This is a genomic window from Candidatus Eisenbacteria bacterium, assembly GCA_016235265.1.
GTDB lineage: Bacteria > Eisenbacteria > RBG-16-71-46 > RBG-16-71-46 > JACRLI01 > JACRLI01.
Genome location: JACRLI010000003.1, coordinates 1 through 20,992, shown reverse-complemented (window position 1 = coordinate 20,992; position 20,992 = coordinate 1). Strand labels below are relative to the sequence as shown.

Below are 20,992 nucleotides of genomic sequence, written 5' to 3'. Positions count from 1 at the left end.
GGTGGCGGGCAGGGCGGGTCGGACTTCCCGCGGGGGCAGCCGGGCCGGCGACTTCGCGGCCTACGCGGTGCTGCTCGTCTTCTGCGCCATCGCGGTGTACCCGGTGCTGCAGGTGTTCGGCATTGCGCTGCGGCCCGCCGACCGGCTGTACTCCACGTCGCTGGCCATCATCCCGCCGGACGCGACGCTGCACTCCTTCCGCGTCATCCTGTTCGAGAAGCCCTTCCTGCTGTGGCTGCGCAACAGCGTGCTGCTGGCGGCGGCCGTGACGCTGGTCAGCATCGCGCTGGCTGCCACCGCCGGGTACGCATTCTCGCGCTACCGGTTCCGGGGGCGGGAGACCGGGCTGCAGGCCTTCCTGATGACCCAGATGTTCCCGGCCACCATGCTGCTTCTGCCGCTCTACGTGCTGTTCAAGAGGGTCCACCTGCTGGACTCGATGCTGGGCCTGGGCGTGGCCTACGTGGCCACCGCCATGCCCTTCTGCGTCTGGACCATGAAGGGCTACTACGAGACGCTGCCGAAGGACCTGGAGGAGGCCGCGCTCATTGACGGGATGGGCCCGTGGGGGGCTTTCGTGCGGGTGGTCCTGCCGCTGGCCGCCCCGGCCCTGGCCATCACCGCGCTGTTCTCCTTCATGGCCTCGTGGTCGGAGTTCATGGTGGCGCGCGTCATCCTGACCCGCCCGCAGCTGTTCACCCTGCCGCTGGGCCTGGAGAGCCTGGCCGGCACGTTCCAGACCGAGTGGGCCAACTACGCGGCCGGGAGCCTCCTGGTGTGCCTGCCGGTGGTGGTGCTGTTCATCTCCCTCAACCGCTTCCTGATCTCGGGCCTAACGTTGGGCGGGGTCAAGGGTTGAGCCCCGCGGGGCCAGCGCAGACTCTTTATTGACAACAAGATATCCTATCTGGTATACTGTTTCTCAAATCCCCGGAAGCGTCGTTTCGCACCTCCAACAGCACCACGGCGCGCGTCCGGCCGCCAGGCCGCCCTCGTGCCCCGACAGCGAGGAGCCACCATGAGCCGACACCCGAGCATCCGCACGCTGTGCGCACTTCTCGTGGGAGCCTTCGGGCTGCTCGCGGGAGCGGCGCAGGCCGTCCCGTACAATCACATCAACGCCGACGGCACGTGGGGGGTGGGCGAGTGGGACATCGCCACCGAACGCCGCTGCTCGAACACCATCGCGCCGTGGGGCAACGACGGGAATCCCCAGTCCATCCTGGTGACCTGGGACGCCGACTCACTCTACGTGGGCGTGGAAGTGAACGCCTGGAACAACGCGGCCCTGGTCTACATCGACTCCGACGGCATCACCACCGGGGCCACCAACAGCGACTTCTACCAGGGCTTCACCATGCCCGGCTGGGACCCGGACTTCGTGTTCGGCGCCTACAACATGCAGTGGGGCTCGGTGCTGGGGGGCAACCCCAGGCTGCGCCGGATCACGCCGGCCGGCACCACCTCCAGCTACGCGGGCGGCCGCTTCGGGGTGAAGGACAAGAACACCGACGGCGGCCACGGCACCGGCTTGGTGGAGATCGCCATCCCGTGGACCGACCTGTCCGCGCACTCGAACGGGCACGTCCGCGTGGCGGCGGGCACCGGCTGGGCCCTGGTGAAGGTCCCGCAGGTGGATCCCGCGGGCGGCCTGGGCGGCGAGTCCGGAGACGAGTTGTGCGGCACCGACCAGGTGGGCGGCACCGACGGCGTGAGCTCGACCCTGGACACCCCGACGGACATCGCCTACGACCTGGACGGCAACGGGATCCCGGACAACTCCGTGGACACGGTCCCGCCGACCGTGCTGTGGTCCAACTCGCCGGCGGTCGCGCCAAGCTACACCGGCAGCCACACCGAGGCCACGGTGCAGTTCAGCGAGGTGGTGGACCTGGCCACCGCGCAGGCCGCATCCAACTACCTGCTGGACGGAGCCACCGTGCCCGTCGCCGCGGTGCGCGGCACCCCCGACAGCACCCAGGTGGTGCTCACGTTCGCCTCGCCGCTCACGCTCGGCGCCACGCACACCGTGCTCGTCACGGGGGTGAAGGACCGCGCGGGCAATCTCATCGTCAACAACGGCACCACCAACGTGGGCTGCTTCTGCATCCGGCGGCTGGTGTTCACCGTAAACATGTCGCTGCACCTGCGCACCGACGGCACCAATCCCGACTCGCTGACCATCATCGGCAGCATGAGCCCGCTGCAGTGGGATCCGGTCTGCCGCCTCCACATGCACGACGACGGCACCCACGGCGACGCCGCGGCCGGCGACAGCGTGTGGACCACCACGCTCGACTTCGCGCGCACCCAGGTGTGCGGCGCCACGCCGGACACCACCCAGGTTGACTACGAGTTCAACCACCGCTGCGCCGAGTACGAGGGCATGCACCACGTGTACCGGCTGGCGTGCGGCAACCCCATCGACACGCTGAGCGTGTGGTGGAAGGACATCGCGCCGTCCAACTTCACGGACAAGCCGATGGACGTCATCTTCCGTTGCGACGCCGGCACCGGCCCGCTCTACGTCAACGGGTCCCAGCTGCCGCTGAACTGGAACGTGCCGTCGGTCACGCCGCTCGCCGACGACGGCGTCTCGCCCGACTCGGCCGCCGCGGACCGCCGCTGGACGCTCACGGTCCGGTTCCCCGCGGGCACGCTCAAGAACGTCGGCTTCAAGTACCTGGTGGACAGCCTGGGCACCCACTTCTACGAGTGCGGCAACGACCGCAGCGTGTTCCTCAACGACGCCGCCTACGACACGGTGGGGGGTACGCTGGGCCCGATCGTGATCACGCCGCCGGGCATCTTCGGCCAGGGCTGCGTGAGCGTCACGGCGGTGGGCGACGGGGGGGGCCGGTTCCGCCTGCTGCCCAACTCGCCCAACCCCTTCAGCGGATCCACGCGCATCCGCTTCATGGCCTCGGTGGCGACCGACGCGGAGCTGGGTGTGTACGACGCCAGCGGCCGGCTGATCCGCACCCTGTTCCGGGGCCGGATCACGGGAGGGGAGCAGTCGGTGAACTGGGACGGCCGGGACGCCTCGGGCAAGTCCGTCTCCAGCGGCATCTACTTCTACCGCTTCCGAGCCGGCGCGGAGGTGCAGGAACGCAGGATGGTGGTCATCCGGTAAGTCGTTGCGGGACAGGGTGGTGGACCGCGGGGTCCACCACCCGGGTCCCAATTGACGTCTTATGTGGAACTGATATACTCGTTACGGCACATTTTTCTGTCACTGGGTTCCTTCAACTGGAGGTCTCGCAACATGAAACTTGTCACCAGCGTGCTCCTGGGCCTGACGCTGATCGCGTCCTCGGCGTTTGCCGTGTGCGGCCCCGTCCCGACCATCGACGGCACCCTTGACGCGATCTACGGCGCGGCCGTGTCCGTGCAGAACACCCAGACCCAGTTCGGCGACAACTCCCTGGGCGTGGTGGACTACGCCAACGGCTCCGAGCTGGACAACGCCTACGGCGTGATCGTGTGCAACAGCCTGTACCTGTTCCTGGGCGGAAACCTCGAGTCCAACTTCAACAAGCTCGAGATCTTCCTCGACACCAAGGGCGGCGGACAGAACAAGCTGCGCAACGACAACCCCGGCGTGGACTACAACGGTCTCAACCGCATGGGTGACGACGGCAGCGGCAATGGCCTGATGTTCGACACCGGCTTCGAGGCGGACTACTGGATCGGCGTGACCGGCGGCTGGAACGGCAGCGGCTACGCGATCTACGCGAACTACGCCGAGGTGCTCACCTCGGGCGGCGGCCTGGGCGACTACCTCGGCACCACCGGCGCGGCCAGCAGCGGCGTGCTCTCCGGCGGCACCGACCACGGCATCCAGCTCACGCTGAACAACAGCAACGTCGCCGGCGTGGACGGCGGTTGCTCCGCCTCGCTCGGCGCAGGCGTGGGCACCGGCATCGAGCTCGCCATCCCGCTGTCGCTGATCGGCGACCCGACCTGCCTCAAGGTGTGCGCGTTCATCAACGGCGGCGGCCACGACTACCTGGCCAACCAGGTCCTCGGCCCCCTGCCTGCCGGCACCTGCAATCTGGGCGAGCCGCGCGTCGTGAACTTCGGCGGCATCGCGGGCGACCAGTTCTTCCTCGTCGGCTGCAACGTCACCCCGGTCTCCGGCTCGACCTGGGGCGGTCTGAAGCGTCTCTACAAGTAGTCGGGCGCCCTGCCGCTGCGACGGCATGCCCCAATCGCGGGCCCACTCCCTTGCGGGAGGGGGCCCGCGGTGTTTTCGGGGGCACACCCCGGCCGTGTTTCATGGCTGTTTCGCGGCGCCGGGAGGGCTGCGGGGTGGACACGCTCGCGCGCGCGGTCTACTCTGGGGCCTCACGGATTTCGGCCGCCGCCTCGCGCGGCGCGGCCGCACGGTGTCTGGATTCCTGACCGCGAGAGGGCCCATGGCTTCGGTGGAATTCGTTGGGGTGCGCAAGGACTACCAGCCCGGCGTCCCGGTCCTGCACCGGCTGGACCTGGCCGCCGTGGAAGGGGAGCTGCTGGTGCTCGTCGGCCCGTCCGGGTGCGGAAAGTCCACGGTGCTGAGGCTGCTCGCCGGCCTGGAGGAGCCCACCGAGGGCGACATCCGCATCGGCGGCAGGAGCGTGGTGGGCGTGGCCCCCGGCCGGCGCGACGTGGCCATGGTGTTCCAGAACTACGCCCTGTACCCGCACATGTCGGTGCGCGACAACCTGAGCTTCGGGCTCAAGGTGCGCAAGATCGCGGGCCCCGAAATCGAGCGGCGCGTGAACGCCACCGCCGGGCTGCTGGGGCTCACCGAGTACCTGGACCGACGCCCGCGGGCCCTCTCCGGCGGACAGCGCCAGCGCGTGGCGCTGGGACGCGCGCTGGTGCGTGAGCCGCAGGTGTTCCTGCTGGACGAGCCGCTGAGCAACCTGGACGCACAGCTGCGACTGCGCATGCGCTCCGAGATCAAGCAGCTCCACGCCCGCGTGGGCGTGACCATGGTGTACGTCACGCACGACCAGGTGGAGGCGATGTCGCTGGGCCACCGCGTGGCGGTGCTCAAGGACGGCTGGCTGCAGCAGCTCGGCACCCCCGACGAGATCTACGCGCACCCGGCGAACGCGTTCGTGGCCGGCTTCCTGGGCTCGCCCCAGATCAACATGGTGGACTGCGAGGCCAGCGGCGGCGCGCTGGTGGCGGCGGGCACGCCGGTGGACGTTCCCGGACGCCCCGCCTGGCCCGAGGGCACCAGGCTGCGCCTGGGCCTGCGACCGGAGAGCGTGCGACTGGGTGACACGGGCATGCCCGCGGACGTGCTGTGGGTGGAACACCTCGGGCACGAGGCGTGGGTGTGGGTGGTGCGCTCCGAGGCCCCGCCGGTGGTGGGCCAGCAGGTCCGGCTGGGATGGAACTGGCCCGATGCGCACTGGTTCGACCGCGACAGCGGCGCCCGGATGAACCCGGCCTGAGCCCGCGGCCCGGTCCCGCTCCGACAGTGGCGCGAGCCCGCGGCCCGATCGGGGCAACGAGATCCGTACGATCCCACGGCCGGACGCCCGCGCGGCGCCCGGCCGTGCTACATTCCCGCGCATGAGCCTCGAACCGTCCCGCGTCACCGACCCCCGCGGGGTCTTCCAGCTGTTCAACCGCATCGCGCCGCGCTATGACCTCGTCAACCGCCTGATGAGCCTGGGCCGCGACCTGTCCTGGCGCCGCGACCTGCTGGAACTGGTGCGCGACCGGCCCGGGCCGCTGCTGGACCTTTGTGCCGGAACCGGCGACGTGGCGCTGATGGCCTCGCGCCACCTGCCGGGCCGGCCGGTCCTGTGCGCCGACGGCAGCGCGGGCATGCTGCGCCGCGGCCTCGGGCGCGACGGCGCGCTCGCGCTGGCCGGCTGGGTGCAGGCCGACGCGCTGCGCCTGCCGCTGCGCGAGGCCTCGCTGGGCTCGATCACCGTGGCCTTCGGGGTGCGCAACGTGGTGGCGCTGGACGAGCTGATGCGCGAATTGCGGCGCACGCTGCGACCTGGAGGCCGGCTGGCCGTGCTCGACATCTTCGCGCCGGCCTCCGGGCTGGTGGGGGTCTGCTACGGCCTGTACCTGCGCCACCTGGTGCCCGCGCTGGGCGCCGCGGTGGGCGGCGACGGCGCCGCCTACCGCCACCTGTCCGCGTCGGTCCGGGCCTTCGGCCGGCCGGGGGACCTGGCGGCCCGGATGGAGGGCGCGGGCTTCCGCGGGGTGGGCTTCCGCTCCATGCAGCTCGGAGCGATCGGACTGGTGTGGGGGGAGAAGGGATGAGCCGCATCCTGGCGACGGCGCTGATGGCCTCCCTGTTGATGGTCGCCGGGCCCGGGCCATCGGCGCGCGCCGCGCCCGGGTTCGTGGTCCGGCACGACCCGCTCTTCTCCCCGCGGGAGGAAGCCGAGCTCGACGCGCGCCTCCACGCCGACCTGGACTCGCTTACCGTGGACCACGCGCGCGGCGTGTACCGCTCGCGCCACGGCCGGCGCGTGGACACCTTCGTGGATGCGCTGCCCTTCCTGGAGCGCCGACTCCGGGGGGAGAGCCCGCTCGCGACGGAGTTCCTGCCCGTCCGCGACAACTGTCTCTACCTCGCGGTGGACCGCGACTGCTTCCACCACAAGGTGTCCGACACCCTCAGCATCGCGGTGTGCAACCTCCGGGCATTCGCGCGGGACTGCAATCTCGAAGGGCCGCCGCCACGCCGGCCAAAAGTGATCCTGTGCGCCCACTACGATTCCGACGCCCGCCTCACGGGGCGTGACTGGCACTTCGAGAGCGACCCGGCCCCCGGGGCGGACGACAACGCCTCGGGCTGCGCGGCGCTGCTGGAGCTGGCGCGCCAGGTCGGCACGCTCCGGTTCCCCTTCGACCTCGAGTTCCAGTTCTTCGGCGGCGAGGAGTTCGGCCTCTTCGGCAGCCGCCACGAAGCGGCGGCGGCGGATGCCCGCGGGGACTCCATCCTGGCGGTGCTGAGTCTCGACATGCTGGCGTACGCCCCGCGCCGGGACTCGCTGTTCGTGGTGGTGGACTCGGCCTCGCGCTGGCTCGCCGACTCGCTCGTCGGGGTCTCGCGCCGCGCGTGGGCGGACGGCCCGGCGCTGCAGACGGTGGTGGAGGCCCGCCCGCGCGACAACAGCGACCACGCCCCGTACCGCAACCTGGGCTGCCCGGCGGCGATGCTCTCCGAGGCGGCCAGCCCGGTGCTCACCAACCCCACCACGGAGACGCTGGCGGACACGCTGGGCAACCTCAGCATGCGGGCCATCCGCCGCGCGGTGCAGCTGGTGGGGATGTGGCTGCGCGAGCTGGCGGCGCCACGGGCGGTGTTCGAGACCCTGCCCTGGGGCCCGTACGCCATGCTGCCGAGCCAGCGCAAGGTGCTCGCCGCGGGGGACAGCCTGCGGCTCCCCGAGGTCACGGTGCGGGTGGCCGCGGGCTCGGGCGTGGACGCCGAGTGGGAACTCCTGGACCGGGCCCGGCCCTTCTTCATGGGTTGGCTCGACGGGAAGTTCCAGTCGCGCTCGGGGGACGTGCGGACGCTGTTCGACACCTTCGGCCCGGTCACGTTCGGGCCCGGGGCGCGGGTCACCATGCCGGCGCGGACGCTGCCGCTGGGGCCCGCGCAAAGCGGCAGTTACGCGTTCGACGAGCTGTGGAAGCTGCGGCCCGTCCCATCCGGCCTGGGGCGCGAGATCTCCGTGGAATCCTGGAGCGACTGGATCGAGCTGCTGCCCGCGAAGGACGCGGCGCCCTGGGAGCTGGGCCCGCGCACCAACCCGGTGGGTGCGGATTCCCCCGTTCCGGCGGCGTACGTGCGGCTCCGGGCCGGGACACCGGTCGGCGTGCGGCTCTTCGACGCCGCGGGCCGCACCGTGCACCGCGCCCGCGAAGCCGCGCGCGACTTCGCCGGCCTCCCGTACGTGCCGCTCGCGCCGGCGGGCAGGAATCTTCCGGCGGGCGTGTATTTCTACAGGCTGGAACTGGACGACGGCCGTGCCAGCCACGGCCGCATCGTGATCCTCCGGTGAGGCGGCGGGGAGGCGGTTCCGCCGCCCGCCGGGTTCCCTGCGGAGTGCTCCCATGATCCCACCCCGCAAACTGCGCCCCGATGAGCTGGTGTGGGCCTGCGCCTGGATGGCCGTCAACGCGGCGGTGCTGATCGGCATCGCCGCGCTCATCCCGGTGTTCCGTCGCATGGCGGAAGCCGCGCAGGTGCCGGGGAACATCCGGATCTGCTTCTATCTCGTGGCGGCCCTGGCGATGGCCAATGCAATCCGACGCCTCGTTCTGCAATACCTGCGGCTGCGCCACCCCCGGGACCCCGACGAGGAGGACGATCGCACCCCCCCGCTGTGATCCGCGTTCCCGCAACGCCTTGGCGCGCCCGCGCCGCGGCGGGGGCACCGGCGCCCTGCCGGCGGCACACGGCTTGCGTTCCCCCCACGGGGATATCCACCTTGTGAGGGAACACTTGCCACACCCGAATGCTCCCGCTGACGCCAATTCGCTCCGTGCGCTCGCCGCGGCGGTGACGCACGCCTCGCGCGCCGCGGAGACCGGCTCGCTGATCCGCGGCATCCTGGAGGCCTGCGCGCGCCCCGGCGGAGCGTTGGCGGCGGCGCTGACCCTGCCCGACGGTTCGCGCCTGCGGCTGTGGGTGCAGCGGCCGGGCGCATCCGGGGCGATGGAGGAGCCGTCGCCGAGCCGCCTGGACTGCCTGCCGCCCAGCCGCGGCCACGACGGCGAGCCACGTTTGCTGCCGGTGTCGCCGTTCGAGGTGGAGCTGGCGCTGCACCTGCGGCGGACGGCGCACTGCGTGGAAGTGGCGCTGCCGTCCCGGCAGGGTGGGGGGGCCAGCCTGCTGCTGTTCCTGCCCGGCCCCGCCGAGCGTCTCAGCGGCCTGGAGCGCGAGTTTGCGCGCGCCATGGCGCAGGTAGTCTCGCTGGGCCTGGAGCGGCTCCGGGCGCAGCGCCGGCTGGGAATCGTGGCCACCCGCGACGACCTCACCCACGCCTTCAATTACCGCTTCCTCAAGACCGCGCTGCGCAAGGAGCTGGCGCGCAGCGCCCGGCGCGCCCAGCCGCTCTCGGTGATCATGCTGGACGTGGACCAGCTCAAGCACTACAACGACCGCTTCGGTCACCTCCTGGGCAGCGCCCTGCTGCGCGACATGGCCCAGCTCCTCAAGCGGGAACTGCGGGGCGTGGACTGGGTAGCCAAGTACGGGGGCGACGAGTTCCTGGTGATCCTGCCCTCCACCGACAAGCTCGGCGCCGCGAAACTGGCGGACCGGCTGCGGCGGGCCGTGTGCGAGCACGCCTTCGACCGGGCCCAGCCCGGGGAGGTGACCGTCAGCCTGGGCGTGGCGTGCTTCCCCGCCGACGGGGAGATGCCGCTGGCGCTCATCGAGGCGGCCGACCGGGCGCTGTACAGCGCCAAGTGGGCGGGGAGAAACCGGACTCACCTGGCCGGTGGCAGGGCGGGGGAGCCGGACCTGGCCGCCTGAGGCGCCCTCCCGGGGCCTCAACTTCCGCTAAGCCAATGCCGACATAGCGAGTTGACACCTTTCCCGGGGGGTCCTAGACTCCCGGCTGGCCGGTCAGATACGCTTTTCCTTATCCGACAAGGAGTTGGAATGCCCCGACCCAACCTGCTGGCCGTTGCCGCGGCGCTGGCACTGGCAGTCTTCGCCATGCCCGCGGGGGCGGCGATCTCCCCCCCGGGTTCCCCGGACTACAAGATCGGCGTGGACGACATTCTCCAGGTGGTGGTGCGCCCGCGGCTGGACCTCAGCGCCCAGGCCACCGTGCTCGGCGACGGCACCATCAACCTGCCCTCGCTGGGAGCCGTGAAGGCCGAGGGCATGACCGTGAACCTGCTCTCCGCCGACCTCACCCGCCGCTTCGGCCTCTACGACCGGGACGTCACCCAGGTGGTGGTGACGGTGCTGGCCTACAACAGCCAGAAGATCTTCCTGCTGGGCGAGGTGTACAAGCCGGGCCGCTACGCGTTCCCGGTGATCCCGGGCATCTGGGACGTGGTGCGCGAGGGCGGCGGGCCCACCAACGAGGCCGACCTGGGAGCGGTGCAGCTCATTCACGGCGAGGGCGACAAGCGCGAGACGGTCACCGTGGACCTGGGCTCGGCCATCGCGTCGGGCGATTTCTCGGGCCTGCCCAAGCTCCGCCCCGGCGACACGGTGCGCCTGGTGCGCAAGCAGATCGTGGTGCCCACCAAGGACCAGGTGTACGTGATGGGCGAGGTGAAGGTGCCGGGCATCTATTCCACCCAGACCGCGCCCGACGTGCTCGGCGCGATCATGGTGGCCGGCGGCCCCGGCCCGGACGCGAAGATGTCGCGCGTCACCGTCACCCGCCGCAACGGCGAGAACACGCGCTCCATCGAGCTGGACCTCGACCACTACCTGGACGGCGACGTGGCCCTGGCGAACCTGCCCCTCAAGGCCGGCGACGCCATCTCGGTGCCCACCCGGTCCGGCGGACTGGCCCGCGGTCTGGGCCCCATCAACGCGGTGATGCCGGTGCTGCAGGTGCTGATCTCGACCTTCATCGCCATCGAGTCCATCCGCGCCGTGCGCGGCAACCCGTAGCGCGGGCGTTCCGGAGAGAAGCATGGAACCCAGGGAAGCGAACGCCCGGCATATTGACCCGCGGATCTACCTGCGCATCCTCTGGAAGCGCAAGGCGCTCTGGATGCTCCCGCCGGTGGTGATCCTGTGCACGGTCGCGATCGGCGTGAACGTGGTGCCGCCGGTCTACGAGGCGCGCGCCAAGATCTACTACGAGGACCGCGCCAACCTGACCCGCCAGCTCCAGGAGCTCACGGGCATGGGCGGCCAGGGCTACAGCCGCACCGAGGAGCTCACCGCGCAGCGGATGATGGACATCAGCGCCAAGATCCGCTCGCGGCCGTTCCTGGAACAGGTGGTGCGGATCCTGCGCCTCAACGAGGACCCGCTGGCGCAGCACGAGGGCCGCAAGGTCCACAACCGCCACCCCGAGCTCTCCCCGGACGAGGCCACCATGCAGCTGCTGGTGGACAACCTGCGCGCCCGGATGGGGGTGGAGGCCGGCGGCGCCAACGTGTTCATGATCGTGGCCCGCGACAACTACCCCCGCAACGCGCAGCTGCTGGCCAAGTGGGTCTCGCAGCTCTTCGTGGACGGCGTGGTGCGCGGCCAGATGCAGCAGATCCGGGCCGCGGGCGACTTCAGCCAGGAGCAGCTGGCGATCTACGAGAAGAAGCTGCGCGCCTCGGAAGACGCGCTGCGCGCCTTCCAGGAAACCATGCTGGGCCGTCAGCTGGCCTCCAATCCCGTGGGCGAGAAGACCCGCGAGCAGGCCCGCAGCCTGGTCCGCGCGGCGGAGGCCGAGCTGGCGGACCTGGACGGCCGCGCCCGCGTGGCCGATGCCGACGTGCGCTCCCTGGTGCGCCAGGACGCCGCCCTCCTCCGCACCGGCAGCCTGAAGAGCCTGGGCGAGGAGCTGAACAAGGCCGAGATGGACCTGGGGCTGCTGCTGCTGGACCGCGGCCCGGCCGACCTCTCCGTGGCCGCGCAGAAGGACCGCGTGGGCCGCGCCCGCCAGGACGCCTACGACGGGCTGGACCGCTCGATCGCCTCCCGGCACGCCGGCATGGGGCCCGACCAGCGGGCCGCGCTGCGCGACGCGTTCTACTCCGAGATGCAGATCAACTCCATCCGCGCGCGGCGGGACCGCCTGCAGAAGTGCCTCGACGACTATGAGCGCAACTACCGCCAGGCCCCGCGCGAGCAGCTGGAGCTGGACCGGCTGCGCCAGGAAGTGATCACCAACCAGCGCCTCCTGGAGGCCTTCCGCAGCCAGTCCACCGGCAGCCGGATCTCGGAGGCGGTGGAGAGCACCAACCTGGGCATGCGCGTGGAGATCCTGGAGCAGCCCGACCGGCCCCTCGACCCGGTGAGCCCCAACGCCCCGCGCGTGTTCACCATGGCGCTGGTGCTGGGACCGCTGCTGGGCTTCGGGGTGGTGTTCCTGACCGAGTACCTGGACAGCTCCTACCGCACCGTGGAAGACGTGGAGAGCGAGTTGAAACTGCCGGTGCTGGGCACCATGCCCCGCCCGCCGCAGGAGAGCGGCGCGCTGCCCGTGCGCCGGCGCTGGATTCCCATCACCGTGGCCTCGATGCTGGCGGTCACCGCGGTGTTCTTCGTCCTCAAGCTGACCCTGTTCCCCGACCTCGGGCGCTTCCAGCACACCGCGCAGGCGCGCGACCCCAAGGCCGCGGCGCCGGCGACGAGCCCCTGACGCCATGAGCCAGTCGAAGAAGCCCGCCGCACCCGACATCTTCGCCGCCTACGAGCCGGAGGCCCCGGTGGCCACCGAGTTCCGGCGGCTGTTCGTGCGCATCAAGCGCCTCGGCGGCGACGAGGGCGCGCACTCGGTGATGATCACCAGCGCCCGGCGCGGGGAGGGCAAGACCACCGCCGCCGCCCAGCTGGCGCTCACCGCCGCGCTGCACGGGAACCGCAAGGTGGTGCTGGTGGACGTGGACCTGCGCCGGCCCCGCATCCACAGCGTGACCGGGCTGGAGCAGCGCCCCGGGCTGACCGAGGTGCTGCGCTGGCAGTCCACGCTGGACGCGGCGCTGCGCGACACTCCGCTGCCGAACCTCAAGGTGCTGCCCAGCGGCAAGGTGCTCAACTCGCCCTCGGCGCTGCTGGAGTCCCCGCGCCTGAAGGAGATGCTCGACGAGCTCAAGGCGCGCTTCGATTTCCTGGTGCTGGACGCCCCGCCGGTGATCCCGGTCACCGACCCGATGGTCCTGGCGCCCCTGGTGGACGTGACGCTGCTGGTGGTGATGGCGGGGGAGACGCCGCGCGCGGTGGTGCAGCGCGCCAAGGCGCTGCTGGAGGATGCCGACGCCCGCAAGCTGGGCGTGGTGGTGAACAACGTGGACGAAGTCCTGCCGTACTACTACGACTACCGGTATTACGGCTACGGATACGAGAGCAACGTGAGCCCGGCCGAGGGGCCGGCCGATGGGAGGGAGACGAGGTGAAGCTCGAGCTGAAGATCAAGAGCCGCAAGGCCACGCTGGGCGTGATCGGGCTGGGGTACGTGGGGCTGCCGCTGGTTGCGGAATTCGGCAAGGCCGGCTTCAAGGTCGTGGGGATCGACATCGACGAGAGCAAGGTGCGCGCGCTGAAGAAGGGCCGCTCCTACATCAAGGACGTGCCCTCGAAGGAGATCGCGGAGCTGGTGAAGAAGGGCCTGTTCGTGCCCACCACCGACTTCTCGCTGCTGCGCAAGTGCGACACCGTGGACATCTGCGTGCCCACGCCGCTGCGCAAGACCAAGGACCCGGATGTCAGCTACATCGTCGCCGCCACCGAGCAGGTGCAGAAGTACCTGCACAAGGGCATGCTGGTGGTGCTGGAGAGCACCACCTACCCGGGAACCACGGATGAGCTGATCCTGCCGCAGCTGGAGGCGCGCGGGTTCAAGGTGGGCCGGGACTTCTACCTGGCCTTTTCGCCGGAGCGCGTGGACCCGGGCAACGAGAAGTTCACCACCAAGAACATCCCCAAGGTGGTGGGCGGCGTGACCCCGAACTGCACCCGCATCGCGCAGTTGCTGTACCGCCAGACGCTGAGCAAGGTGGTGGGGGTGTCCTCCACGCGGGTGGCGGAGATGGTCAAGCTGCTGGAGAACACCTTCCGGAGCGTGAACATCGGCATGGTCAACGAGATGGCGCTGATGTGCGACCGCATGGGCATGGACGTGTGGGAGGTGATCGAGGCGGCCTCCACCAAGCCGTTCGGCTTCATGCCGTTCTACCCGGGGCCGGGGCTGGGCGGCCACTGCATCCCCATCGACCCGTTCTACCTGTCGTGGAAGGCGCGCGAGACGGGCTTCGAGGCCCGCTTCATCGAGCTGGCCGGGCAGGTGAACGGCCAGATGCCCCACCACGCGGTGGACAAGGTGGCCCTGGCCCTGAACCACATCCGCCGCAGCCTCAAGGGCTCGCGCGTGCTGGTGGTGGGGGTGGCCTACAAGAACGACATCGACGACGTGCGCGAGTCGCCGGCGCTGGACATCCTGGAGCTGCTGCACCGCCGCGGCGCGAAGGTGGACTACCACGACCCGTTCGTGCCCGTTCTGTGGATGCCCGGCGGGAAGATGCGCAGCGTGAGGATCTCGGCGGCGGCGCTGCGCAAGTACCACTGCGCCGTGGTGGTCACCGCCCACCGCGGCGTGGACTACCCGATGATCCTGCGCAACGCGGCCACCGTGGTGGACACGCGCAACGCGCTCAAGGGCCGCAAGGCCGCGAACCTCTTCCGGATCTAGGCGGTCTTCTTGCTCCAGCGCTGTCTCGTGACCGGCGGGGCCGGTTTCATCGGATCGAACCTGGTGGAGCGCCTGCTCGCCGACGGCGCGTCGGTGAAGGTGCTCGACAACTTCTCCACGGGCCGCCGCTGCAACCTGGACTTCGCGCGCGCGCCCGACGTGGCGTCCCGGCTCGAGGTCCTGGAGGGGGACATCCGCGACCTCGAGGCGTGCCGCGCCGCGGCCCGGGGGGTCGAGGTGGTGTTCCACCAGGCCGCCCTGCCGTCGGTGCAACGCTCGGTGGAGGACCCGGTGGCGTCCCACCAGGTGAACGCCACCGGATCGCTCCACGTGCTGCAGGCGGCCCGCGAAGCCGGCGCGCGGCGCGTGGTCTACGCCAGCTCCTCGTCGGTGTACGGGGAGAACCCGGCGCTGCCCAAGACCGAGGAGCACGAGACGCGCCCGATGAGCCCCTACGCCATCTCGAAGCTGGCGGGGGAGCAGTACGCGCGGGTGTTCCACCAGCTCTACGGTTTCGAGGCGGTGGCCCTGCGCTACTTCAACGTGTTCGGCCCGCGCCAGGACCCCGACTCGCACTACTCCGCGGTGATCCCACGCTTCATCCGCAGGCTGTTGAGCGGGGATCCCCCCGACATCTACGGCGACGGCGAGCAGTCGCGCGACTTCACCTACGTGGCGAACGTGGTGGAGGCCAACCTGAAGGCCGCCACCGCCGCGGACGCGCCGGGACGGGCCTTCAACATCGCCCTCGGCGGGCGCGTCTCGCTCAACGAGCTGCTCCGGATGCTGGCGGAAATCCTGGGGGTGCCCGCGCGCGCCCGTCACCTCGAGGCGCGCAAGGGCGACATCCGGCACTCGCAGGCGGGCATCGAGCTGGCCCGCGAGGTGCTGGGGTACCGGGGCGAAGTGTCCCTGGAGGAAGGGCTGCGTCGCACGGTGGAGCACTTCCGGAGCCCCTCCCGCACGGGCTCCTGATCCCCGTGCCCCGACCGCGGCGGGCATGATCCTCACCAACTCCACCATGTCCCAGAGCGCGCTGTGGCAGGCGCGCACGCGCAGCGTGTCGCGCCCCGGCCGGAGCGACGTGCGCGAAGCCGTGGCGCTGTTCCTGGAGCGTCGCGCGTCCCGGGGAGTGGTGACGCTGGGCGCCCGCACCGCGCTCGTCTACGGGGCCCTGACGCGGCTGCTGGGCGCGGGCCCTCCGTGGGTGGCCAAGGAACTGCTGCTGGATGATCCGGCCCCCGGCGCCGGCGGCGCGCTGAAGCGGGCCGCGTACCGCTGGGCGCTGCGGCACTGCCGGGCCGCGGTGGTGTACTCGGAGGCCGAACGGGCCCCGGCGGCCGCCGCGCTGGGCCTGGGCCTCGAGAGATGCGTGTTCGTGCCGTTTCACACCCGGCGCGAGCCGGCCGCGGAACCGCTCGACGGGGACGGACCGATGCTCGCCGCCGGCCGCTCCCTGCGCGACTACCGGACGCTGGCGGAGGCGGTGCGACTGGCGGGCTGCCGCGTGGAGGTGATCGCGCCGGCGGTCGAGGGCCGCGCCCTGGCCGGGGCCCCGGGGGTGGACTTCCTGGGCGAAGTGCCGGACGCCGAGTACCGGCTCCGGCTGGAGCGGGCCACCGCGGTGATCGTCCCCCTGCGCGCCACGGCGCGCTCGGCGGGCCAGGCGGTGGTGCTGGAGGCGATGGCGCTGGGCAAGGCCGTGGTGTGCGCCGACGTGCCCGGTCTGCGCGACTACGTCCGGCCCGGGGTCACCGCGCTGGCCTATCCGCCGGGAAACGCGGAGGCGCTGGCGGCCCGCCTGCGCCAACTGGCCGATCCGGCGCTCCGCCTGCGTCTGGGCCGCGCCGCCCAGCAGGTGGCGCGGGAACGATTCACTCCCGACCGGCACGCCCGCGCGGTCCTGGAACTGCTGGCCGGGGACGCCCCCGAGGAGGCCCGCACGTGAGCACCCCCGCCGCACCCACGACGCTGTCCGCGCGCCTGGGCCGGCACTCGCTCGTCTACGGGGTCAGCGTGCTGGCCAGCCAGGCGCTGGGCTTCCTGCTGATCCCGGTCTACACGCGCGCCCTGAGCCCTGCCGACTACGGGGCGCTCGAGGTGCTGGGGCGCACCTCCGAGGTGCTCGGGGTGCTGGTGATCGCCGGGCTGCGGCTGGCGGTGGTTCGCTTCGTGCAGGATCCGGCCTACCGCGTGCGACGCGGGGCGGTGGTGGGCAGCGGCCTGGCCTTCGTGGCCTCGCTGGCGCTGCTGGTGTCGGCCGCGCTGCTGTGGCAGGCCGACGCGGTGGCGCAGCTGCTCCTGCCCGGCCACCGGCTGGGCTGGGCGGTGCGGCTGATGGCGGCGGGGGCGGTGTTCGACCTGCTGACGGTGCAGCCCCTGGCGCTGCTGCAGGCCGACCAGCGCTCGACCCGCTTCGTGGCTTTCAACCTGCTGCGCTTCACGCTGGGCCTGGCGCTCAACCTGGCGCTGGTGGCCTGGCTCGACATGGGGCTCAAGGGAATCCTGCTTTCCACGCTGATGGCCGCCGCCTCCACCGCCGTGGCGCTGCACGCCGGCCTGTGGCGCGACGAGCGGCCCGCCGTGGACCGGGGAGTGCTCCGGGAGTTGTTGCGCTTCGGGCTGCCGTTCGTGCCGGGAGGGCTGTTCCTGTTCATCCTCAACAACGGCGACCGCTATTTCCTGGCCCGCATGGCCCCGGCCGACGACCTGGGCATCTACGCCCTGGGCTATCGCCTCGGCACGGTGGTGATGTTCCTGTTCGTGCAGCCGGTGATGATGAACTGGAACGCGATGATGGTGGAGATCGCGAACCGGCCGGACGGCCGGGAGGTGTTCCGACGGGTGTTCACCTTTGTGACCGCCGGCTACCTGGTGGCCAGCGCCGCCTTCTCGTTGCTGGGCCCGGCCCTCCTCGGCCTGGTGGCCGGGCCGCAGTTCCGCCGGGCGGCGGAGCTGATCCCGTGGGTGTGCCTGGCCTACTTCTTCTGGACCGCTTCGCTGTTCTTCGACACCCCGTTCTACCTGGCGCGCAAGACCGGGGCCAAGCCCATCCTGCTGGCGGCGGCGACCGCGCTGAACCTGTTCCTGTACGCCACGCTGATCCCGCGCTACGGCATGTTCGGGGCGGTGTGGGCAACCGCGCTGGCGTTCGCGTTCTTCGCCTGGCTCACCTGGGCCGTGTCGCGCCGCCACCTGGACGTGCCCTACGACTGGGCCCGCGTGGGGGCGATGCTGGCGGCCGCGTCGGCCGCGGTGATCGCGGGAGGCGCGTTCCGGCCGCTGGGGGCGGTGGCCTCCGTGGCCTGGCCCGCAGGCCTGGCGGTCGCGCTGGCCGCCCTGGCGTGGCGGGGAATCCTGACGCGCCGGGACCGCTCCGCGGCCCTGCGCGCCCTGCGCTCCCTGTTCCCCGCGGCCGCGGAGGCATCCCGTGAAGCTTGAGCCGGCGCCCCTCCCGGAGCGCGAGCCGCGCGGGGTCTCGCTGGTCCGGCCCCGGCAGCTGATCCTGCCGGCCACCCTGCTGGCCACCGTGGCCGCCGGCTTCGCGCTCATGTACTACCCGCCGGAGATCGTGCTGGCGGCGGTGATGGCGCTGCTGCTGGGCGTGGTTCTGCTGTCGCGCCCCTTCGTGGGGCTGTTGATCCTGCTGGGAATCATGGTGGTGCAGCCCGGTGAGCTGGAGCTGGCCCTGGCGGCGCTGCACATCGAGCGCATCGCGGCCGCGATGGTGATCCTGGCCACCGCCTACGAGTTGCGCCAGAAGCGCACCGCGGTGTTCTTCATCGGCCACCCGCTGCTCACGGCCATGTACCTGTTCCTGCTGGTGCTGTGCCTGAGCATGCTCGGCTCGGTGTGGCTGGGAGGGACGTCCGCAACCATCCAGGCCTACGTGCGCACGCTGGCCTACTGCCTGATCATCATCAACCTGGTGCGAAGCCCGCAGCGCCTGGCCACGCTGATGCGCTTCTTTATGCTCCTGCACACCTACCTGGCGTTCCAGACGCTCAAAGGCTACTACGCGGGCGAGATCGTGCTCGCCCAGGGCATCAGCCGCGCGGTGGGCAAGACCAGCTTCGGCGGCGACCCCAACACCCTGGCCGCCACGCTGATCGCGGCCATCCCCATCTTCTTCCTGGGCTTCCGCGTGGAGCGGAGCTGGGGCTGGCGGGTGGTGTGGGGCGCGAGCATGCTGGCGTGCCTGTGGACGGTGGTGCTCACCGGCTCACGCTCCGGCATCCTCGGGGTGCTGCTGCTGGCGGTGCTGCTGTGGATCATGAGCCCGCGGAAGCTGGTCACGCTGATGGCCGCGCTGGCGCTGCTCGGCGTGGTGTGGCTGGCCATGCCGCAGCAGTACAAGACCCGCTACCTGACCATCAAGAACAAGGAACTGGACGAATCCTCGCAGGGACGCATCGAGGCCTGGAAGGCGGGCATCCAGATGTACCTCGACCGGCCGCTCCTGGGGGTCGGCGCGGGGAACTTCAGCCCCGCCCACGCCATGCAGGCCAAGGAGTTCGAGGGTAAGAACTGGCTGCAGGCCCACAGTCTCTACATCCAGCTCATCGCCGAGCTGGGCACGCTGGGGGCGCTGGCGTTCCTGTACTTCCTGTTCCGCATGTTCCAGAACTGCGCCCGGCTGATCCGGAAGTTCCCCGTTCACCGGCGGGATTCGGACTATCGCGGGGTGGTGGCGCGCTCGGCGCTCATCGCCTGCCTGGCACTGATGCTGGTGGGCATCTTCGGACACAACCTCTACCGCATCACCTGGTACCTGATGGCCGGCCTGCTGATCGTGGTGGACCGCGCGCAGGAGGCCTGAACCGATGCGCGTCCTGGTGCTCGACGAGTGGCTGCCGGTGCCCATGGACTCGGGCAAGCGGCTGCGCAGCTACGAGCTGCTGCGCCGGCTGGCCCGGCGCCACGACGTCACCTGGCTGGCGCCCGCGCGGCCCGGACCGGCCACCGCGGAAGCCGCGGACACCATGCGCGCGGACGGGTTCCACGTGGAGACGGTGGACCTCGCGGTGCCCACGCGGCGCGAAGCGGCGTTCTATCTCCGGGCGGCCGCCTCGGTGTTCGACCGCGAACCGTACGTGGTGACCCGCTTCAAATCGGGCGGGCTGCGCCGGCGCATCGGGAAACTGCACGCGGAGCGGCCCTTCGACCTGCTGCACGTGGAATGGACCCCGCTGGCGGCCAACCGGCCGGCCGGCTGGGACCGGCCCTGGCTGGTGGACGCGCACAACCTCGAGTGGAAGATCTGGGAGCGCCACGCGGGCGTTTCCGGGCCGCCCCTGGGCTGGTTCTACGCGCTCGAGGCGAGGCGCATGGCGGCGTTCGAGCGCGGGGTGTTCCGGGCGGCGGACCTCACGCTGGCGGTCTCCGAGTCCGAGCAGCGTGAGATCGAGGCCCTGGGCGGCCGGGCGCGCTGCGTGGACAACGGCGTGGACCTGGACCGTCTGCGCCCTGCGGACACTCCCGAGGAGCCGGTGCTGCTCTTCACCGGGGCCCTGGACTGGGCCGCCAACAACGACGCGGTGGAGCACTTCCTGGCGGACCTGTGGCCCGCGGTGCGATCCGCATGCCCCGGGGCGCGCTTCCAGGTGGTGGGGGCGCGGCCCGACCCGGCGTGGGCCGCGCGGGTGGCGGCGCACCCGGGAGTGGAGGTTCACGCCTCGGTGCCGGACACCCGGCCGTACTTCGAACACGCGTCCGTGGTGGTGGTGCCGCTGCGCGTGGCCGGGGGCACCCGGCTCAAGATCCTCGAGGCCCTGGCCATGGGCAAGGCGGTGGTCAGCACGGCGGTGGGGGCGGAGGGTCTGGCGGTGACGGCCGGCGAGGATTACCTTGTCGCCGAGACGGCGGGCGAGTGGGCCGGATCGTGCGCGGCGCTGCTGGGGGACCCGGCACGCCGGCGCTCGATGGGCATGTCCGGACGGCACCGGATCGAGGGACGCTACGGCTGGGACGCGCTGGCCGGCGCGCTGGAGCGCGCGTGGCTGGAACTGCAACCCGGAGGGGCACGATCGTGAAACCGGTGGTGGTGCATGTGCGCGCGACCAACTTCCTCGGCGGGCCCGAACGCCAGGTGCTGGGGCACGCCCGCGTGTCCGCCGGTGCGTGGTACGAACCGGTGCTGGCCGCCTTCTCGGAGCGCCGCGGCCGGGTGGACTTCCTGGACGCCGCCGCGGCCCAGGGCACGCGCACGCTGCTGCTGCGCTCCGGCGGCCCGTTCGACCCGGCCCCGCTGCGACAGCTGGCCCACTTCGTGGCGCACGAGCCGGTGGCCGCGCTGGTGGCCCACGGATACAAGGCGGCCGCGGTGTGCGACCTGGTGTCGCGCGCCACGGGCCGGCCGTGGCTGGGGGCGGTGCGGGGCTTCACCGGGGAGAACCGGCGCGTGCGGGGCTTCGAGGCGGTGGAGATGCGACTGCTGCACCACGCCCGCCTGGTGATCGCCGTCTCCCAGGGCACCGCCGAGATGCTGGCCGCGCGCGGGATCCCGCCCGAACGCATCCGCGTGGTCGCCAACTCGGTCGAGGTGGACGAGTGGCTGCCCGCGGGGGACGCGGCCGGCCGCGCGCCCCGCGGCGAGGCCTGGGTGTTCTCGGGCCGCCTGTCGCCGGAGAAGAACG

The 20,992-nt window shown here is 71.4% G+C and carries 18 protein-coding genes; all 18 read left to right on the top strand.

Translation table 11 applies throughout. The features are described from left to right. Window position 1 precedes the first annotated feature (1 nt). Window positions 2–859 carry a sugar ABC transporter permease gene (locus HZB25_01670; protein ID MBI5835929.1) on the top strand — a complete coding sequence of 286 codons (858 nt, stop codon included), beginning with the start codon at window positions 2–4 and terminating at the stop codon, window positions 857–859. A gap of 159 nt (window positions 860–1,018) precedes the next feature. Beyond that, a complete protein-coding gene (locus tag HZB25_01665) occupies window positions 1,019–3,133 on the top strand; it encodes an Ig-like domain-containing protein (GenBank protein ID MBI5835928.1) in 2,115 nt (704 codons plus the stop codon). A 132-nt stretch (window positions 3,134–3,265) separates the two neighbouring features. Then, complete coding sequence (locus HZB25_01660; GenBank protein MBI5835927.1) at window positions 3,266–4,177, top strand: hypothetical protein; 912 nt, start codon at window positions 3,266–3,268, stop codon at window positions 4,175–4,177. Window positions 4,178–4,418: 241 nt separating this feature from the next. Next, complete coding sequence (locus HZB25_01655; protein ID MBI5835926.1) at window positions 4,419–5,450, top strand: ATP-binding cassette domain-containing protein; 1,032 nt, start codon at window positions 4,419–4,421, stop codon at window positions 5,448–5,450. Window positions 5,451–5,571: 121 nt separating this feature from the next. Next, window positions 5,572–6,279 (top strand): ubiquinone/menaquinone biosynthesis methyltransferase, encoded by a 708-nt coding sequence (locus HZB25_01650; protein ID MBI5835925.1) that lies wholly within the window; start codon window positions 5,572–5,574, stop codon window positions 6,277–6,279. Beyond that, the gene (locus HZB25_01645) at window positions 6,276–8,033 is read left to right on the top strand and encodes a Zn-dependent exopeptidase M28 (protein ID MBI5835924.1); all 1,758 of its coding nucleotides are present in this window, start codon (window positions 6,276–6,278) and stop codon (window positions 8,031–8,033) included. The genes HZB25_01650 and HZB25_01645 overlap by 4 nt, the downstream gene beginning before the upstream one ends. A gap of 52 nt (window positions 8,034–8,085) precedes the next feature. Next, on the top strand, window positions 8,086–8,361 hold the full coding sequence (locus HZB25_01640; protein ID MBI5835923.1) for a hypothetical protein: 276 nt from the start codon (window positions 8,086–8,088) through the stop codon (window positions 8,359–8,361). 115 nt (window positions 8,362–8,476) lie between these two features. Further along, entirely contained in the window at window positions 8,477–9,511 is a 1,035-nt protein-coding gene (locus tag HZB25_01635) for a GGDEF domain-containing protein (protein ID MBI5835922.1), read from the top strand. A 129-nt stretch (window positions 9,512–9,640) separates the two neighbouring features. Continuing rightward, window positions 9,641–10,615, top strand: a complete 975-nt coding sequence (locus HZB25_01630) for a polysaccharide export protein (GenBank protein ID MBI5835921.1) — start codon at window positions 9,641–9,643, stop codon at window positions 10,613–10,615. 22 nt (window positions 10,616–10,637) lie between these two features. Then, on the top strand, window positions 10,638–12,311 hold the full coding sequence (locus HZB25_01625) for a hypothetical protein (protein ID MBI5835920.1): 1,674 nt from the start codon (window positions 10,638–10,640) through the stop codon (window positions 12,309–12,311). Between the two features lie 4 nt (window positions 12,312–12,315). Then, on the top strand, window positions 12,316–13,065 hold the full coding sequence (locus HZB25_01620) for a CpsD/CapB family tyrosine-protein kinase (protein MBI5835919.1): 750 nt from the start codon (window positions 12,316–12,318) through the stop codon (window positions 13,063–13,065). Beyond that, a complete protein-coding gene (locus tag HZB25_01615; GenBank protein MBI5835918.1) occupies window positions 13,062–14,357 on the top strand; it encodes a nucleotide sugar dehydrogenase in 1,296 nt (431 codons plus the stop codon). The genes HZB25_01620 and HZB25_01615 overlap by 4 nt, the downstream gene beginning before the upstream one ends. A gap of 9 nt (window positions 14,358–14,366) precedes the next feature. Next, complete coding sequence (locus tag HZB25_01610; protein ID MBI5835917.1) at window positions 14,367–15,332, top strand: SDR family oxidoreductase; 966 nt, start codon at window positions 14,367–14,369, stop codon at window positions 15,330–15,332. Between the two features lie 25 nt (window positions 15,333–15,357). Further along, window positions 15,358–16,305 (top strand): glycosyltransferase, encoded by a 948-nt coding sequence (locus HZB25_01605; protein ID MBI5835916.1) that lies wholly within the window; start codon window positions 15,358–15,360, stop codon window positions 16,303–16,305. Continuing rightward, the gene (locus HZB25_01600) at window positions 16,302–17,798 is read left to right on the top strand and encodes a lipopolysaccharide biosynthesis protein (GenBank protein MBI5835915.1); all 1,497 of its coding nucleotides are present in this window, start codon (window positions 16,302–16,304) and stop codon (window positions 17,796–17,798) included. Before HZB25_01605 ends, HZB25_01600 begins: the two co-directional genes overlap by 4 nt. Then, window positions 17,788–19,176: an O-antigen ligase family protein gene (locus tag HZB25_01595; GenBank protein MBI5835914.1), complete on the top strand. Its 1,389-nt coding sequence runs from the start codon at window positions 17,788–17,790 to the stop codon at window positions 19,174–19,176. The genes HZB25_01600 and HZB25_01595 overlap by 11 nt, the downstream gene beginning before the upstream one ends. 4 nt (window positions 19,177–19,180) lie before the next feature. After that, window positions 19,181–20,389 carry a glycosyltransferase gene (locus HZB25_01590; GenBank protein ID MBI5835913.1) on the top strand — a complete coding sequence of 403 codons (1,209 nt, stop codon included), beginning with the start codon at window positions 19,181–19,183 and terminating at the stop codon, window positions 20,387–20,389. After that, window positions 20,386–20,992 (top strand): glycosyltransferase (locus HZB25_01585; GenBank protein MBI5835912.1); only part of this gene is annotated, 607 nt, incomplete at its 3' end. The genes HZB25_01590 and HZB25_01585, both read left to right, overlap by 4 nt.

Coding starts and splice junctions, on each gene's coding strand:
- HZB25_01665 (MBI5835928.1), top strand. CDS start 1,019: ATGAGCCGACACCCGAGCATCCGCACGCTGTGCGCACTTCTCGTGGGA.
- HZB25_01640 (MBI5835923.1), top strand. CDS start 8,086: ATGATCCCACCCCGCAAACTGCGCCCCGATGAGCTGGTGTGGGCCTGC.
- HZB25_01625 (MBI5835920.1), top strand. CDS start 10,638: ATGGAACCCAGGGAAGCGAACGCCCGGCATATTGACCCGCGGATCTAC.
- HZB25_01645 (MBI5835924.1), top strand. CDS start 6,276: ATGAGCCGCATCCTGGCGACGGCGCTGATGGCCTCCCTGTTGATGGTC.
- HZB25_01660 (MBI5835927.1), top strand. CDS start 3,266: ATGAAACTTGTCACCAGCGTGCTCCTGGGCCTGACGCTGATCGCGTCC.
- HZB25_01630 (MBI5835921.1), top strand. CDS start 9,641: ATGCCCCGACCCAACCTGCTGGCCGTTGCCGCGGCGCTGGCACTGGCA.
- HZB25_01650 (MBI5835925.1), top strand. CDS start 5,572: ATGAGCCTCGAACCGTCCCGCGTCACCGACCCCCGCGGGGTCTTCCAG.
- HZB25_01590 (MBI5835913.1), top strand. CDS start 19,181: ATGCGCGTCCTGGTGCTCGACGAGTGGCTGCCGGTGCCCATGGACTCG.
- HZB25_01620 (MBI5835919.1), top strand. CDS start 12,316: ATGAGCCAGTCGAAGAAGCCCGCCGCACCCGACATCTTCGCCGCCTAC.
- HZB25_01605 (MBI5835916.1), top strand. CDS start 15,358: ATGATCCTCACCAACTCCACCATGTCCCAGAGCGCGCTGTGGCAGGCG.
- HZB25_01655 (MBI5835926.1), top strand. CDS start 4,419: ATGGCTTCGGTGGAATTCGTTGGGGTGCGCAAGGACTACCAGCCCGGC.